Annotated in this window: 16 protein-coding genes and 1 pseudogene; 10 read left to right on the top strand and 7 right to left on the bottom strand. The window is 44.2% G+C overall.

Going from position 1 to position 14,179, the window contains the following annotated elements; genetic code table 11:
• Positions 1-194: 194 nt before the first annotated feature.
• The 3 genes from AACW06_RS10870 to AACW06_RS10860 are packed head-to-tail and all read left to right on the top strand — an operon-like array spanning position 195 to position 4,995.
• Positions 195-3,506, top strand: a complete 3,312-nt coding sequence (locus AACW06_RS10870; RefSeq protein WP_192075066.1) for a type I restriction endonuclease subunit R — start codon at positions 195-197, stop codon at positions 3,504-3,506.
• A gap of 2 nt (positions 3,507-3,508) precedes the next feature.
• A complete protein-coding gene (locus AACW06_RS10865) occupies positions 3,509-4,285 on the top strand; it encodes a M48 family metallopeptidase (RefSeq protein ID WP_192075065.1) in 777 nt (258 codons plus the stop codon).
• Positions 4,286-4,296: 11 nt separating this feature from the next.
• Positions 4,297-4,995, top strand: a complete 699-nt coding sequence (locus AACW06_RS10860) for a hypothetical protein (protein ID WP_192075064.1) — start codon at positions 4,297-4,299, stop codon at positions 4,993-4,995.
• 7 nt (positions 4,996-5,002) lie between these two features.
• Here the strand turns inward: AACW06_RS10860 and AACW06_RS10855 are convergent, their stop codons facing one another.
• The 3 genes from AACW06_RS10855 to AACW06_RS10845 form a co-directional block, all read right to left on the bottom strand.
• A complete protein-coding gene (locus AACW06_RS10855) occupies positions 5,003-5,614 on the bottom strand; it encodes a type I restriction-modification system subunit M N-terminal domain-containing protein (RefSeq protein ID WP_238336677.1) in 612 nt (203 codons plus the stop codon).
• An 86-nt stretch (positions 5,615-5,700) separates the two neighbouring features.
• Positions 5,701-5,880, bottom strand: a complete 180-nt coding sequence (mads1, locus tag AACW06_RS10850; protein WP_007464736.1) for a methylation-associated defense system helix-turn-helix domain-containing protein MAD1 — start codon at positions 5,878-5,880, stop codon at positions 5,701-5,703.
• Positions 5,881-5,998: 118 nt separating this feature from the next.
• The gene (locus AACW06_RS10845) at positions 5,999-6,187 is read right to left on the bottom strand and encodes an AlpA family transcriptional regulator (protein ID WP_053541675.1); all 189 of its coding nucleotides are present in this window, start codon (positions 6,185-6,187) and stop codon (positions 5,999-6,001) included.
• A 158-nt stretch (positions 6,188-6,345) separates the two neighbouring features.
• Between AACW06_RS10845 and radC the strand changes: the two genes are divergently transcribed.
• From radC to AACW06_RS10810, 7 genes are all read left to right on the top strand, one after another.
• Positions 6,346-6,819, top strand: coding sequence for a RadC family protein (gene radC / locus AACW06_RS10840; protein ID WP_192075063.1), 474 nt, complete (start codon positions 6,346-6,348; stop codon positions 6,817-6,819).
• Positions 6,816-7,253, top strand: a complete 438-nt coding sequence (locus AACW06_RS10835; protein ID WP_192075062.1) for a DUF2787 domain-containing protein — start codon at positions 6,816-6,818, stop codon at positions 7,251-7,253. Before radC ends, AACW06_RS10835 begins: the two co-directional genes overlap by 4 nt.
• Positions 7,254-7,303: 50 nt before the next feature.
• On the top strand, positions 7,304-7,747 hold the full coding sequence (locus AACW06_RS10830; RefSeq protein WP_192075061.1) for a DUF2787 domain-containing protein: 444 nt from the start codon (positions 7,304-7,306) through the stop codon (positions 7,745-7,747).
• A gap of 3 nt (positions 7,748-7,750) precedes the next feature.
• Positions 7,751-7,927 (top strand): hypothetical protein, encoded by a 177-nt coding sequence (locus AACW06_RS10825; protein WP_192075060.1) that lies wholly within the window; start codon positions 7,751-7,753, stop codon positions 7,925-7,927.
• Between the two features lie 138 nt (positions 7,928-8,065).
• Complete coding sequence (locus AACW06_RS10820; RefSeq protein ID WP_192075059.1) at positions 8,066-8,800, top strand: WYL domain-containing protein; 735 nt, start codon at positions 8,066-8,068, stop codon at positions 8,798-8,800.
• 30 nt (positions 8,801-8,830) lie between these two features.
• Positions 8,831-9,199: a hypothetical protein gene (locus tag AACW06_RS10815; protein ID WP_192075058.1), complete on the top strand. Its 369-nt coding sequence runs from the start codon at positions 8,831-8,833 to the stop codon at positions 9,197-9,199.
• A 47-nt stretch (positions 9,200-9,246) separates the two neighbouring features.
• Positions 9,247-9,474, top strand: a complete 228-nt coding sequence (locus tag AACW06_RS10810; RefSeq protein WP_192075057.1) for a hypothetical protein — start codon at positions 9,247-9,249, stop codon at positions 9,472-9,474.
• Between the two features lie 500 nt (positions 9,475-9,974).
• On the opposite strand, the gene AACW06_RS10805 is transcribed toward AACW06_RS10810, so the two are convergent.
• From AACW06_RS10805 to AACW06_RS10790, 4 genes and pseudogenes are all read right to left on the bottom strand, one after another.
• Complete coding sequence (locus tag AACW06_RS10805; protein ID WP_013857456.1) at positions 9,975-10,295, bottom strand: hypothetical protein; 321 nt, start codon at positions 10,293-10,295, stop codon at positions 9,975-9,977.
• Positions 10,296-10,304: 9 nt separating this feature from the next.
• The gene (locus AACW06_RS10800; protein WP_192075056.1) at positions 10,305-12,908 is read right to left on the bottom strand and encodes a LysM peptidoglycan-binding domain-containing protein; all 2,604 of its coding nucleotides are present in this window, start codon (positions 12,906-12,908) and stop codon (positions 10,305-10,307) included.
• 209 nt (positions 12,909-13,117) lie between these two features.
• Positions 13,118-13,306 (bottom strand): annotated as a pseudogene (locus AACW06_RS10795) (IS3 family transposase); the annotation flags it as partial.
• Positions 13,307-13,318: 12 nt separating this feature from the next.
• On the bottom strand, positions 13,319-14,023 hold the full coding sequence (locus AACW06_RS10790) for a transposase (RefSeq protein WP_192075055.1): 705 nt from the start codon (positions 14,021-14,023) through the stop codon (positions 13,319-13,321).
• Positions 14,024-14,179: the final 156 nt, after the last annotated feature.

Raw genomic sequence — 14,179 nt, 5'->3', positions numbered from 1 at the left:
CTTTTCTACCCCAATCAAATAGGACAACTATGTTCATGGGGCTAGATAAGCTTGCCGCCTAGCGACAAACCCTAAGCTTTAAGGGAACAAGTTGCGGAAACTGAAGCCGCTTAATTGGCGCATCTTTTGACAACCAATACAGGGCTTGTTTAGCAAGCCCTGATAAACAATAAGAACAATGTCGTAGGCTAAGTATGGAACCATTATCTCCTAGTGAACCTAAGCACCACACGCCCAATTTCAAAGAAGAACAAAGTGCAAAAATCCCTGCACTAACTTTGCTTACTAACCTTGGCTACCAATTCATTCCACCAAGTGAATGCATGGCAATGCGTGGCAACAAAACCACGGTCATTTTGCCGCTGGTGTTACGCAAGGTTTTAAGCTTCAAAACCTATTCCTTCATGGGTAAAGAGCGCCATTTATCAGAAGCTGCGATTGATAAAATCGTGCAAGAACTGGCTAACCCTGCGATGAATGAAGGACTAAAAGCAGCCAATGAAAAGCTCTATAACGCGTTAACCTACGGTATTGGCGTCACCGAGTTTGTTGATGGCAAAAAAGCCAACCCAACCATTCAAATTATTGATTGGGATACGCCAGAAAACAACCAGTTCCATTTCACTGAAGAGATGGAAGTTGATAATGCTCGTGGCACAGGTAAACGCATTCCTGATGTGGTCTGTTTCGTTAATGGCTTGCCGTGGGTCGTGATAGAAGCTAAACGTCCTGATAGCAGTATCAATGGCAAACCCACCATCACCGAAGGTATCTCGCAAAACATTCGCAACCAAAAAGTGGATGAAATTCCTCATCTGTTTGCTTACAGCCAACTGTTGTTATCCATCAATGGACATGATGGCTTATACGGTACGTGCGGCACACCTGAAAAGTTCTGGGCGAAATGGAAAGAAGAAGAAATTACTGAAAATACCTTTGAACGCCTTAAGAACACCTCACTGAATGACGTGCAATTGAATGCATTTTTCAGCCATCGCACGCCAGCAATCAAAGATGAATATCTATCACTGATTGCAGGCGGTGATTTGGTAGTGACAGACCAAGATCGCTTATTAGTATCCCTGCTGCGCCATGACCGCTTACTAGAGCTAACTCGTTTATTTACCCTGTTTGATAAAAAAGCAGGCAAGATTGTAGCTCGTTATCAGCAAGTATTTGGCATTAAAGCTTTAGTGGATCGCATCACCTCTTTTGATGACAAAGGCGCACGTAACGGCGGTGTGATCTGGCATACCACAGGTTCAGGCAAATCATTCACTATGGTGTTTTTGTCAAAAGCACTGATTTGGCTAAAAGAGTTAGCGAAGTGTCGCGTTGTGGTTGTGACTGACCGTGTGGATTTAGAAGATCAGCTTGCTCGCACCTTTGCCTCTGGCGGCGCACTGTCAGATAAAGACAAAAAAGAGGCAATGGCAACTACAGGTAAACGCCTTGCTGAGCAAATTGGCAAAGGCAATGAACGTATCATCTTCTCGATCATCAACAAGTTTGGTACAGCGATTAACCTACCTGAATGCTACAACGATAGCCCAGACATTATAGTATTAGTGGATGAGGGGCACCGTAGCCAAAACGGTGAGAACAACATCCGAATGCAGCAAGCCTTGCCGAAAGCCGCTTATATCGGTTTCACTGGTACACCTCTGCTGCAAGATGATAAAACTGAGAACAAGTTCGGTAAGATCATTCACTCTTACACCATGCAGCAAGCCGTTGAAGATGGCACTGTTACGCCGTTGTTGTATGAAGAACGCAAGCCTGACCTGAGCACCAACGACAAAGCGATTGATGCGTGGTTTGACCGTATCACCGATGCCCTATCGGAAAAACAACGCACTGATTTAAAACGCAAGTTCGCGCAAAAAGGTCAGATCTACCAAACCGAAGGACGATTAGAGTTAATTGCGCACGACATTTCTGATCACTTCCAAAACTTCAAGCAGCAAGGTTTGAAAGGTCAACTGGCGTGTGATTCTAAAGCCTCTGCGATCCGCTATAAGAAGCTGTTAGATCAAATCGGTAAAGTCACGTCCGTTGTTGCGATGTCGCCACCCGATACCCGTGAGGGACACGATAACGTCGATAATGAAAGTACCGATCTGGTGCAAAATTGGTGGAAAGAGAACGTCGCACAGAAAGGTTGGAGCGATGAAAAAGCCTACACCAAGCACATCATCCAAGAATTTGAAAAGGATGAGGGTCCCGACATTATGATCGTGGTCGATAAGCTGCTAACGGGCTTTGATGAGCCTAAAAACACGGTGCTCTATATCGACAAACCGTTAAAGCAGCATAACCTTATTCAAGCTATTGCGCGGGTTAACCGCCTGCACAGCAAAAAGCAGTTCGGTTATTTGATTGATTACCGTGGCATCCTCAAAGAGCTGGATATCACCATTGAAAAGTACCAAGACTTGGCTGAACGCACCCAAGGCGGCTTTGATATCGATGACTTGAAAGGTCTCTACAACCGCATGGATACCGAGTACAAAAAGTTGCCAGGTTTGTATGATGACCTTTGGGCAATTTTTTCTAGTGTGAAGAACAAGCAAGATGGACAAGCACTTCGTCAGGCTTTGGCACCTAAGATTGATACCATTGATGGTCAACTGACGGATACCAACTTAAAGCTGCGTAATGATTTTTATGCGGCGCTAACCGCGTTTGCTAACTGCTTAAAAGTCGCATTGCAATCAGCGACGTACTTTGAAGATAAAAGCTTCGACAATAAGAGAGAACTATATAAGAGTACGCTGAAGTCCATGAGTCAACTGCGCCAACAAGTACGCGCAGATGCAGAAGAAACCGTGGACTACGACGAGTATTTAGAAAATATTCGCGCCATGTTAGACAAGCACATAGCAGGTGTGTCGATTGAAGAGCCAGAAGGCGCTTATCTGGTTGGCAACATGGGTAAAGATGCCAAACCAGAGCAAATGACCGATGATGAAGCCAAAAACAAAAAGGATGTCATCACAGGCCGTGTAACCAAGATGATTGAGCAAGATTTGGCGGATGATCCGTATGCGCAAGAGTATTTCTCAAACTTGTTAAAGCAAGCCATCGAGAAAACCAAGGAGATGTTTGATAGCCCCGTTAAACAGTATCTTCTATTTGCGGATTTCGAGCAGCAGGTCAGAGACCGCGATGTGGCAGGATTACCAACGGATCGCTTTGTAGAGCTTGACCCTAAAATCAAACGCCATGTTCAAGCCTACTATGGTCTGTTCCTAAAAGTGCTAGGTGAACCATCACCGCTAACGGAAGATCAATGCTTTAAGTATGCCTTAGACATTGATGGCATTGTGCGTAAAGCGGTTGCCGAGTTTTCAATTAACCCATCAGAGATTGAAAACCAAATCCGTTTAGGACTGCTGCCACTGCTGTTTAATGATGTTGGTATCGACAAAGCGCAAGCCATTATCACAGATGTCATTCAGATCACCCGTCTTGGCCTGTCTGGTAACAATAAGTCAGGTCACTAAGCATGACTTCGGTTAACCATAAAGAAGGCAATACCGAGGAATACAGCTTCATCTATGGTGATGAAGCTGTTACCTATGAGGTGATCCGCAAGGTATTTGCTGAAGGCAAGAAAAAGAAAATCACCATTCGAGTTCACCCAGATTGTCGAGTGGCTGTCACTGCGCCTCAAGATGCTGAAAAATCAGCAATCCATGAGGCGGTCATGCAACGCGCTCAATGGATTTGGAATGCACTGGTCGAATTCCGATCTCATTTAGAATATGTGCAAACCAAACACTACGTGAGTGGTGAGATGCAATTCTATTTAGGCCGCCGCTATGTGTTAAAGGTGGTTGAAGACAGAGATGCTATTTCGAATGTGAAGATGGAACGAGGCAAGCTGTTAGTCACACTCAACCGCTTTAACGAAGATAAGCCAAAGCTCGTTAAAGCACTGGTATCTGGTTGGTATGGCGTTCGTGCAGAGCGCGTGTTCCATGAACGTTTAGCTGAGCTTTTACCACAAGCAACATGGGTAGATGGCATCCCCTCATTTCGCATCATGCCGATGCAAAAACAATGGGGAAGTTGTTCAGCCAAAGGCACGTTGATGCTCAACCCTCACCTGATCAAAGCCCCTAAAGAGTGCATTGATTACGTGATCTTACATGAGCTTTGCCACATCGCAGAATACAACCACAGCGAGCGTTTTTGGCGCTTATTAACCAGCGTGATGCCGAACTGGAAAGAAGTGAAAAGTAAGCTAGATGGTATGGCGGAATTGTATTTGAATGAATAAGGATTGATTAAATGAGTTTGTTCGACAAGTTAGTATTCCCAACAATACCAGAACCTTTGTATACCTTTGGTTTTACTTACAACCTAATGTGTGCATTTATTAATCATACTGAAGAAGCTATTGATGCCAGCATTGCAGCCTATAAGGAGACAGGTCCATCCGTCGATAAAATAGAGATTTGTCCTAAAGAAGGGATTTATCAATACGCATATCATTATCAGGGACTTTATGAGCACATTGATGATGTCATCTTGGATGATGTAGCAGAAAATTATTTCCCAAGTCTTCAGAGACGCTCTGCTTTGCTGACACTAATTGCAACTTATGAGCATGAACTAGAAAAGTTTTGTTCTTTTTATTCCAAAGAACATAACACACCTGTGAAACTAAACGACTTGAAAGGTAGTGGTTTAGAGCGCATCCACCTCTTTATGACAAAATTGATTGGTTTAAAAAACTCTCAAGCATTTCCAATGATTAAAAAGCTCATTAAGTTAAGAAATAGCTGCGCTCATAATGATGCAAAGGTCACAACAAATGATGGGCAAGAGATACCAGCGATTAGGACTCTTATCGACGATACTTCAATAAAAGTACATCAAGATGGTCAACATGTTCTTATCGAGAAAGGATTTTTATCTGATGTTTTAGAAGTGCTGAACTCTTATGTTGCAGAGATTCAGAAAGAAATTGAGAAAGGTAAATCGTAGTAACAGTTTATGCTACCAAAGGAAGGTGGCATTTTGACTGTGAATATGTAGATGGCATTATGTAGAACTCACCACCTTTTTTGCCTGCACTGTCAGCAAAGTATTTGATCAAGTATTCGTAGGCTGCGCCCAATAGATCGGGAAATTCAAAATCGTCATTTGAGAGAGGGATGCTGTCAAAGTGCTGAATAAACTCAACCAGGCGCTCATCAGGGATAGGCTTTTTACCCACCTTACGGTTGAAGTTAATGTGCTTGAGTACGCCTTCCAAGCCTTTCTTGGTATTGCTCTCTTCCAATGCTTCCAGCGCTTTGTTAAGCCCAGAGCCGACGTTAGTTTTCAAGTGCTTGAGGTTTTCCCATCGCGCTTTTTCAGGCACGAAGAAATCAAACTGCTCTTCGTCTTCTAGCAGAAGTTCGATTTCATCATCGTCATGCCCCTCTTTCTTTAGCTCGCTGATTTTCGCTTGATAGTCTTTGTGGAATTGGTCTGACATGCGTTTAAGGAACAGGATACCGAAAATGTATTCCTTGTACTCAGAAGCATCCATTTTTCCCCGCAGGATGTCACAAGCTTTGAATAGCTTGCTGGACAGTTTATTAAGCGTCAGTTTTTGCATAGTTTTCTCAATGATTGTGTTCAGCCAGTGCGGAACCGTTGAATTCGATAATGGGTTAAAGATAGAAGGTGATGCTTGCCAAAAGGCTATTCAGCCACACCTTTTTGCTTCTCTATCCAGGCTTCGAGATCTTCTCGTTTGAAACGCCAAGAGCCACCCACTTTAAAGCCAGGTAACTTGCCTTCACTGGCAAGCCGGTATGCCGTTTTTTCAGCAAGCTTTAAATACGCTGCCACCTCTTTCAAGGTTAAAATTTGATCATTCATTTCAGCGTGTTAGCTCTAATCGATTTTGTTGATAAGTTTGATGGTGAGAGAATATGGGAAAATTGGGGAATGAACAATGATCTGGGCAGTGCATTGTGCACTGCCTCTGATTAGTTGGTTACATGGCAACCACTCTGGTTTGCAAACGCGCTTCCATCCACTCATCCACTTCGCTTTCCACCCAGGCAATCGCCCTTTCTCCCAAGCTCACCGACTCTGGAAATTCCCCATCATTCATTTTGCGGTAAATCGCTGAACGGCTCAGTGCTGTCTTTTCCATTACTTCTTTTAGCTTTAGAAATCTCATGGGATGTCCTCCTATATCTGTGGTCCTCATGGGATAAAGCGCTAACGTAAAAAAGACAGTGAGGTGTTAAGCCTTGGCGCGACAAGGCTCAATACAAAAATCTTCAGGCATATGTCATCAATATGAATAACCACTATTGATTCCGACAGGAGCTTGAAATGAATCCCAAAACTTCCGATTACCAAAAGCAGCAACGCTATCAGGAAAATGAAATCCTAGAGCATGCGGCTGAGATACTAGCAACACGCTACGTGCGTGGTGATGCCCTAACCAATCCTGATACCACCAAAGAGTATGTGCGCTGTAAGCTAGGTCGCTATGAGCGTGAAGTGTTTGCCTTATTGCTACTGGATAACCAAAACCGATTGATTGAGTTTAAAGAGCTGTTTCAGGGAACGGTGGATGCGGCCAGCGTCTACCCACGTGAAGTGGTGAAAGCGGTATTAGAAGTGAATGCCGCAGCGGTGATATTTGCCCATAACCATCCATCCGGTGACTCAACGCCGTCTCAAGCCGATAGACGCATAACCGAAAGACTCAAAGACGCGCTCGCGCTGGTGGATGTTCGCGTTCTCGACCATATCGTGACAGGCGATACCTGCACCTCATTTGCTGAAAGGGGGTGGCTATGATTGAGCAACATTATGGAGAACTGTGCATTGATGACGCTTTACATACGTCACTAGAAGCACTTCTTAATCGGTACACTCTCCCAGAGAACGCTGAACGGCTCGTGTTGAACTGCCGTCAGATGAGTTACTACCGACATAGACAAGGTTTGCATCCGATAGAGGTACAACTTAAACGAGAGTCAGCCTCAAGCCCTTGGCTGGTGGTGTTCTTTGCCAGCTTCTCTTATCCCGATGACAACAGTACAACCGTTGAGCCTGAGTTGTACTTTCACCTGGCTAATCGCTGGTGCTATCAACCCGATGTGGGGAGCACGGATTTATCCCACCCAGAAGTACAAGAGCTGCTCTCGGTATGGATGAAAGCCTTTGCTCGTCACCTTTCCAGAAACGTCTTTGATGACGTGCAACTGACGATGGTCGGCACATTCCAATAATTCTATCTGTCTCATTTCTTATTTGAATCCTGAAACAAGGAGGACTCACTATGTCCAAATTAAACTTCACAGCATCCACTCTACCTGTGTCGAAGAAACTGCACACGCTCCTAAGTGAACAGTTCACCGCTCATTTGCTGAGTAATGAAGCACTGACCACCAGCCGCTATCTGGTGTTTAACTTTCGCGATAAGAGTTACAGTGCGGAAGAAGGCGGCTTCCATCCGGTTGAGATTGCGATTTGCCAAACTTCAACAGAAGAATGGAGCATTGAGTACATCACCGACTTTGCTTATATGGGAAACTACTATCCAGAGTTAGAGCGCAATTTGGATTTTGATTTTCGGGTTGGGCAGTTCTTTGTGGCTTATCGAGGATGGCTACCAATGCAAGGTAGCCGTGATGCGAAAGAGCTGTATCGGCTATGGGAGAATAACTTTCTTGCCTATGTCGATATGGACTCCTACAACGAGATAGTCGTCACCCCGCAATAACTCATGACTTCCCTTCTTCTACAAACCATCAAACTTGTCACCGCCCTCATTACGCTGTTTTCACTTTCCCCGTTCTTCGGTGCTATTGGAGCCCTATCCAGTTTAGGGTTTCTGGTGGTGCTGTTGATTGGGTTATTGGTAGCCGTTGCCGAGCTCAGTGATAAGCATAAGCCTCGTTAATGTTAATCGGCTCACGCTTTGGTGATGCCGATTGATGCTGTTTTCACCGTTGGACATTATGTGTCTGACCCACCTCTATTCTCCCGACATTAAATGTCCGACTCCGGTGTGGAGCTTTGATGTATTGAGAGCGTAGTCATGAGCAATAAAACCAGCATTGAAGGGTTATCCGCTTTGCTGCACACGCTGATGCTTATTCCTCAACATCGATGGATCACCGTTAGGGAGTTGCAGCAGCAGTTAGCCCTACTCGATATCCACCGCACCACTCGCAGCATTAAACGCTACCTCGATGACATCATTGTGGACGTGTTTAACGTGGAGTGTGATTCGATGGGCATGCCCCATGTTTATCGCAAAACCTCAGAGCAATTACTGAAGCTCAACAAGCAGGATATGCTCCATTGGCAATTGACCAACAAGTACTTACTTCCGCTGGTTCCTGATGCACTGAATTATGGGCAAGGTCGCTCCTCGGAGAGAGACAAACCCTTGTCCCTCAAGGGTTCAGCTCATTCAAAAGAGCAAGCATGGCTAGCTAAAGTCCATGTGGCATTGCCCACTATTCGCGAGTGGAGTAACGAGCAACGACAAGTATTAAATGCGGTACACACGGCATTACTGCACAACCGTATGCTCAAGATATCTAGCCAAGTATTGCAGCAAGAGAAGGCGCTCATTGAGCCACTGGGACTCTCGGTTCAGTGTGACGCGCTCTTGCTGCTCTTTCGATTATCCGGTCAACACACGATACGCACCCTAGCCTTGCCTTTGATTGATGAGGCCAGTGTATCGACGTTTTCTTTTACCTATCCGACTGATTTCAATATTGAGCGGTTCATGCGTGAACACGATGGAATCAGTGCGTCCTGAATTTCACTCACCGATAAGGAGAGCACCGTTATGACATTAACCAACACCCTACTCCAATACACCGCTATGACCATCCTGTTTATCGGGCTCACTGCTTGCAGCGAGCAAGAAGAAGCACAAACCATCACCGCCGATATTGAAATATCGATATCCACCAACTCACATTGGGGAACATTGGTTTTTGACCTGCAAGCTATTGCCGACAACACCGTAATTAGCAATGTGGTGATTAACCGAGGCAACTGCCGATTACCCGTAGGAACGACCTCAGAGCTATCAAGAAACGTTTCGTTAAAGTTCGGCCAAACCTACACCGGATACAGCAACAACTGCACCGTGGACAGCGTGAAAGAAATCGAAGTCACCTCCAGCGCTGGCACCTTTGTCTACACATTCTAACTATCAATTCCCAAATAACACACTCAACCAACTCGTAAGGATAAACTATGAACAAGTCATCTCTACTTATCACTACAGCGTTAGTATTCTCTGCCTCTTCCGCCTTTGCTGGTGGAACACTGGGCGGCAACCCATCCGCAGATTCGGGAGCCGTCAACGTCAGTGTGGGCAAATGCACTCAATACAAAATGGAGGTGAAAGCGGCGCAACAGGCAGGTAAGGATGCATCAACCATCACCGTTCCTGAAGGCTGTGAAGCCATCAAAGAAAAGTAATACCACCAGCGAAGGTGAACGACGACAATGGGGAGCAATTACGCTCCCCATTCTTTTTTTGTCTCAATACACCAGTTTGAAGGTATATGTTATCTGTTAAAAAGCGACTTAACTCTACCCAAAATGATTGCGATATTAATCCTTTATACAAAAATAAAGAGGTAAAGCACAGTCATAAAAAACAACCAGTTTAAAAACATAAAAACGTCAGAAGAACACTTTTTCTCTCTTCTTCGATGTCTTACAAGAGGGTAAACTAGGCAAAAGTATGAGAATAAACCACCAGCCCCCATACTATTCATAGCAATGTAGTTTTTACTCTTAAAGCTTTCGGGCTCTTTCGCTAAGTTGTCTACTAATTGATTTATGTACTTTTTGTCGCCCAAAGAATAGATGACAAGATGATAAAAATAGACAAACATCCACACAAGAGAAAACATTGCTGCGCTAGAAATTAGGGTATCTAAATATGACAACAATTGGCTAAGCCTCACAAAAGATCAAATGAGAAAACTTAGCAAAAAAGCAAAGTTAGCCCACATAAAAAAATCAAATTTCATGGTTCTCTTTTTAGCCCTATAACGCACTAAAGGATAGAAAAATGCATACATCACAAACAACCCTCCGGCTCCTAAGCCTGAAGTATTCAGATACCACTTTTCCTTAAACTGCTCTGGTTCTTTAGATAAATTTGCTATCAGCTCGTCAATATATCGCTTATCACCGAAGCAGTAGCGATAAGAATAAAACATAAATGGCAATGCCCAGATAAAAACCCATAGGCTAGCCAACTTGTGAATGTGGGTAAAAAAGTCTTCCATACTGTACTCTTAAAATACTTTCGGCATATCAAAGTTACTATATCTATTTGAATTAATATAGGTTTCCACTTCTACTGGGATACCTTTTTCCAATTCTTTTTCTACGGAATCAAGATAACTATCAAAGCCCAACAGGTCATATTTTTCTTCAAAAAGCTCTTTGCCAGCACCAGCGCCAATGAACCCACCAGTCAGAGCTCCCCCTGCATAAAGCAACATCACGACTGGTGCAGCACTTATAGATAGACCAACAACCAAAAGACCAGCGATACCAGCACCTAACATCCCTCCAGCCCATCCACCAGCAACGCCTCCAGTTTCAATTGCTGCTTGACGAGTACATGATGCTAACGACTCACAGTTGTGAGTAACATTGTATACGCCACTTGCAACTCCAAGGCCTAACGATAGTTTTCCTGCTTTCTCCGCATAAGTTATCCACTTAGCAGTATTTGCCACCCGCCCTCCTAACTCAGGAACAGAACCTTCCTTTAATATCTCATCGGCATTGTGAATGAGTGACTTAGTAGAATTTATCCCTAGACTCGCCTTTAAGCCTTGGTCTACTGGTATTTTCAGTGTCCGTTGCGTAAGTTTATCCAGTTGCTTATCGAGAATTTTTTTCAAACCTTGTCTCTGCCGAACAAAACTTGCCCTATCAATTTTTTTAGATAAGAGATCAAGGTATAGACGATCCATCTTTTTAAGTGATGAAGATACATTTTCTAGATTCTTCTGCATTGCCGGAGCTATGGTCCCAACGACAGCCCCCATGTATGCGAATGTGTCTGACGGCTTACCCGTGTTCCAATACTCCACCAACTTGTTTTCTATCACTTCAAAGTAAGCTTGATGCAGCGCAACTTGATCAGGACTCAACTTACTCAGCTCGGCACTCGCCATACCTGAATTATCTTTTAATGCTTTTAGCTTGGCTTTTTCCTCTTCTGAAGACGGCTCCTTAGTTAGGAAGATTACCATCTCTCCAGGAATCAGAGGATCATGCAAATGTTGGTTATGCTCTTGGAGCAAGCTTTTCGTTTTTGAAGACACATCACTGAGGTCTTGCTCCCAAAAATCACGAAGGGGCTTAGATTTCTCAACAATCGAAAAGCCCAACTGAAACTCTATTTGCTCTTCAAATTCCCTTAAATTAGCAATAACAAGATCATCATGAACAACATCTTCAGAATTCACCGACTTGACTGTGGAACCTTTGATGTAAGAACTGGAATACTCATAAATTGAGTTTGTGGGCTTATTGTATTTCTTCACTTCAACACTTGGCTTCCCAAACTTTAAATCGGTCTGTTGTTCAATCTCGGTCTTGTGACTTACTACTAATTGGTCACCAACCTTCAATTTCATCGGGTCAGCATTGTACTTTGGATTCAAATCAAGTAACTGTTTCGCCGACAAGCCATATTGCTCTGCAATGGCTCCCCATGATTCCCGTTGGTTGGTTTTAAAATCCGTCCCAACAGTATGCGTTTCTGGTTTACTCTCTGCTTTCTCCGTTTCCGCTGGTTGAATGTTTTGCCTTTCAGCGACAGATTGTTTGGGTGCAGCAAGCAATTCGTTGATATCGAGCTTGATACCATGTTGAGCCAACCAGTCATCATTGAGGTTGTCTAGCTCTTCTCGGGTAATTGGCTGTTCAAGATAAATCAGATGTTGGTTTTCAACGTCTTTACCTTCGAGCTTCCAGTAAACCAGAATGGCACTTTGATAGACGTTGTAGCCTTGCTCATCATTGAGCTTCTCGTGGGTTGAACGTGTCGCGTAGAATGCCCACTTGCCATTTCCAAGCAGCTTGTACTCTTGAATTAAGCGTCCATTGTAGAAGTGGTAGTAGTAACCTTCTGTTGGTAGTCCCAAACGCTCACCAAGCTGCACCGAAGGGACGACTGGAATAAAGGCTTCTCGTACGACACCAGAGCCTATCGGCTTGACCTGTACGCTCTCTGGAACGCCAATGCCCATAGAGCTAGAAGCCACTTTCACGACCAGCTTTTTAGGCTCATCAAATGCGGTATAGGCGGTGTATTTCGTACCGTTATCGGTTCGCTCAGTTTCCCAGCGACCCACTACAGGCTCTTGTTTGGTTTTTGCCAACTCGAATGCACAACCAATATTTTGCTTAAACGTTTCATCTGAACACGCTATTTCAAAACAATACTCATATTTAATCTTGGGTGTCGTTTCTCTTTGGTCGGGTTTCACAGGCTCAGGAACATACGTTTCGTCAATACTAGGCTCACTTGCACCACCTCTACTTGGCGCACCACCACCAGCCGCACCGCCAGACATTCTTGTTCTAGAAAGGTAGGCATTCTTCGCTTCTGGCGAAAGTGCCTCTTGTCCTTCAGTCGATAATTCCCAAGATTTGCTCATTCCGTCTTGGAGCATCACTGGCTTCGAGGGTGAATCCGTCAATAAGGCCAACTCGCCACTTTTCAGCTTCTCCATAAAATTGGAATAGCTCATCCCCTGAGGAAGCGCGGAACCCAACGTTCTCTCATCCAGTCTTTCGATATCACCTTCGACTTGCCCAAACTCATATGTCATCAGTTCGGTTAGCCGTACCACTCGATAACCCACAATCAAACCCATCCGCTACTTTCAATGGGCGTATTCTACCTAACCAGCGGGAGTTGCAGGATTTATAACCATAAGTTCGGTCTACCAATTACAAACATTGTGATTTTCACCCACAGGAACCAAACCTATTGATAACGACTTAATCATTAAGCAAATAAAGCTTGTTGCGGATTTTTACCAAACAAAAGAAATGATCTGCTCCAGCCAGACTGGACACTTAATTAAGCGACATTTTGTTGTTCAAAGTTAACTGGGCTTAGATACCCAAGAGCACTGTGCCTTCTCGTCCGATTATAATCAACCTCTATGTATTCGAAGATCACTTGGCGCATCTCGTCTCGCGTCATGATCGGCTCATATTGGATCGCTTCAACTTTCATTGAATGGAAGAAGCTCTCAACACAAGCGTTGACGCTCCTATGTCAAGCCAACTTTGCTAGATCTTTTAGGATGAGAGGGAATAGTTCTCTCGCTATATAACGTTTTAAGTTACGAGCTATTTCCTTGGTTGATAACCCTTCCGCCGTTCTTCGTGCAACATAGTCTTTCGTTCTAGGATCGCCACGCATTCTTACCATAGCGACCGTCCAGAGAGCATTATTCGCACTACGGCAGCCTCCACGATTTAACCTATGACGAGTAGTTTTCCCTGATGACGCAGGAATTGGATTAACACCGCATAATGCAGCAAACGACGATTCCTTCCTCAATCGGTTAGCATTATCTCCAGCAGCAACAAGAAGTGTTGCTGCTACATTTGCACCAACCCCAAATCTTGATACAAGGTCTTGAGCTGCACTCAAAGTTAACTTTTTTAACGCTTTATCAAGGATTTTTACTTGTTCGTTTAGAAAGTTCCATCGTTGTGCTAACAGTACAAGCGAAATCATTAATGGCTCACTGCTATTTGAGCATTGGGCTAAACATGCCGTTGCACAAGCCTCTGGCTTTGGCAGATATAGGGACTGTTTTAGCTCATCAGGACCCGAGACAAGAAGTGCTCGAATTTGATTCATGGCTTGGGTTCTTGCTTTAACCGCACTATTACGAGTCAATAGCAAGCTTCGCAATGATTCAACTGGCCCCGCATGGCTTTTAGGAATGACTTTTGCTTCACCAGATAACACGCTTCTAGCCGCATTTTCTGAGTCTATACGGCGTTGTTGATCAAATCAGTTTGAAGAACAATAACACCATATATGACTAGCCGTTAGCTTCTGACGGGCATACCTAGTCCTATGACTTTGTTTATAGCTTTAACATTCGCCATGATTTCGCCCACT

This window comes from Vibrio sp. S12_S33, from assembly GCF_963889785.1.
Lineage (GTDB): Bacteria > Pseudomonadota > Gammaproteobacteria > Enterobacterales > Vibrionaceae > Vibrio > Vibrio aestuarianus.
Note: the sequence above shows the minus strand (reverse complement) of the source record. Positions and strands in the feature narration are given on the sequence as shown.

Bases quoted from the DNA above. Each gene is read 5' to 3' on its own strand.
- AACW06_RS10820 (WP_192075059.1), top strand. From the start codon at position 8,066: ATGAGCAATAAAACCAGCATTGAAGGGTTATCCGCTTTGCTGCACACG.
- radC (WP_192075063.1), top strand. From the start codon at position 6,346: ATGAATCCCAAAACTTCCGATTACCAAAAGCAGCAACGCTATCAGGAA.
- AACW06_RS10855 (WP_238336677.1), bottom strand. From the start codon at position 5,614: ATGCAAAAACTGACGCTTAATAAACTGTCCAGCAAGCTATTCAAAGCT.
- AACW06_RS10815 (WP_192075058.1), top strand. From the start codon at position 8,831: ATGACATTAACCAACACCCTACTCCAATACACCGCTATGACCATCCTG.
- AACW06_RS10870 (WP_192075066.1), top strand. From the start codon at position 195: ATGGAACCATTATCTCCTAGTGAACCTAAGCACCACACGCCCAATTTC.
- AACW06_RS10865 (WP_192075065.1), top strand. From the start codon at position 3,509: ATGACTTCGGTTAACCATAAAGAAGGCAATACCGAGGAATACAGCTTC.
- mads1 (WP_007464736.1), bottom strand. From the start codon at position 5,880: ATGAATGATCAAATTTTAACCTTGAAAGAGGTGGCAGCGTATTTAAAG.
- AACW06_RS10860 (WP_192075064.1), top strand. From the start codon at position 4,297: ATGAGTTTGTTCGACAAGTTAGTATTCCCAACAATACCAGAACCTTTG.
- AACW06_RS10845 (WP_053541675.1), bottom strand. From the start codon at position 6,187: ATGAGATTTCTAAAGCTAAAAGAAGTAATGGAAAAGACAGCACTGAGC.
- AACW06_RS10810 (WP_192075057.1), top strand. From the start codon at position 9,247: ATGAACAAGTCATCTCTACTTATCACTACAGCGTTAGTATTCTCTGCC.
- AACW06_RS10835 (WP_192075062.1), top strand. From the start codon at position 6,816: ATGATTGAGCAACATTATGGAGAACTGTGCATTGATGACGCTTTACAT.
- AACW06_RS10805 (WP_013857456.1), bottom strand. From the start codon at position 10,295: ATGGAAGACTTTTTTACCCACATTCACAAGTTGGCTAGCCTATGGGTT.
- AACW06_RS10800 (WP_192075056.1), bottom strand. From the start codon at position 12,908: ATGGGTTTGATTGTGGGTTATCGAGTGGTACGGCTAACCGAACTGATG.
- AACW06_RS10825 (WP_192075060.1), top strand. From the start codon at position 7,751: ATGACTTCCCTTCTTCTACAAACCATCAAACTTGTCACCGCCCTCATT.
- AACW06_RS10830 (WP_192075061.1), top strand. From the start codon at position 7,304: ATGTCCAAATTAAACTTCACAGCATCCACTCTACCTGTGTCGAAGAAA.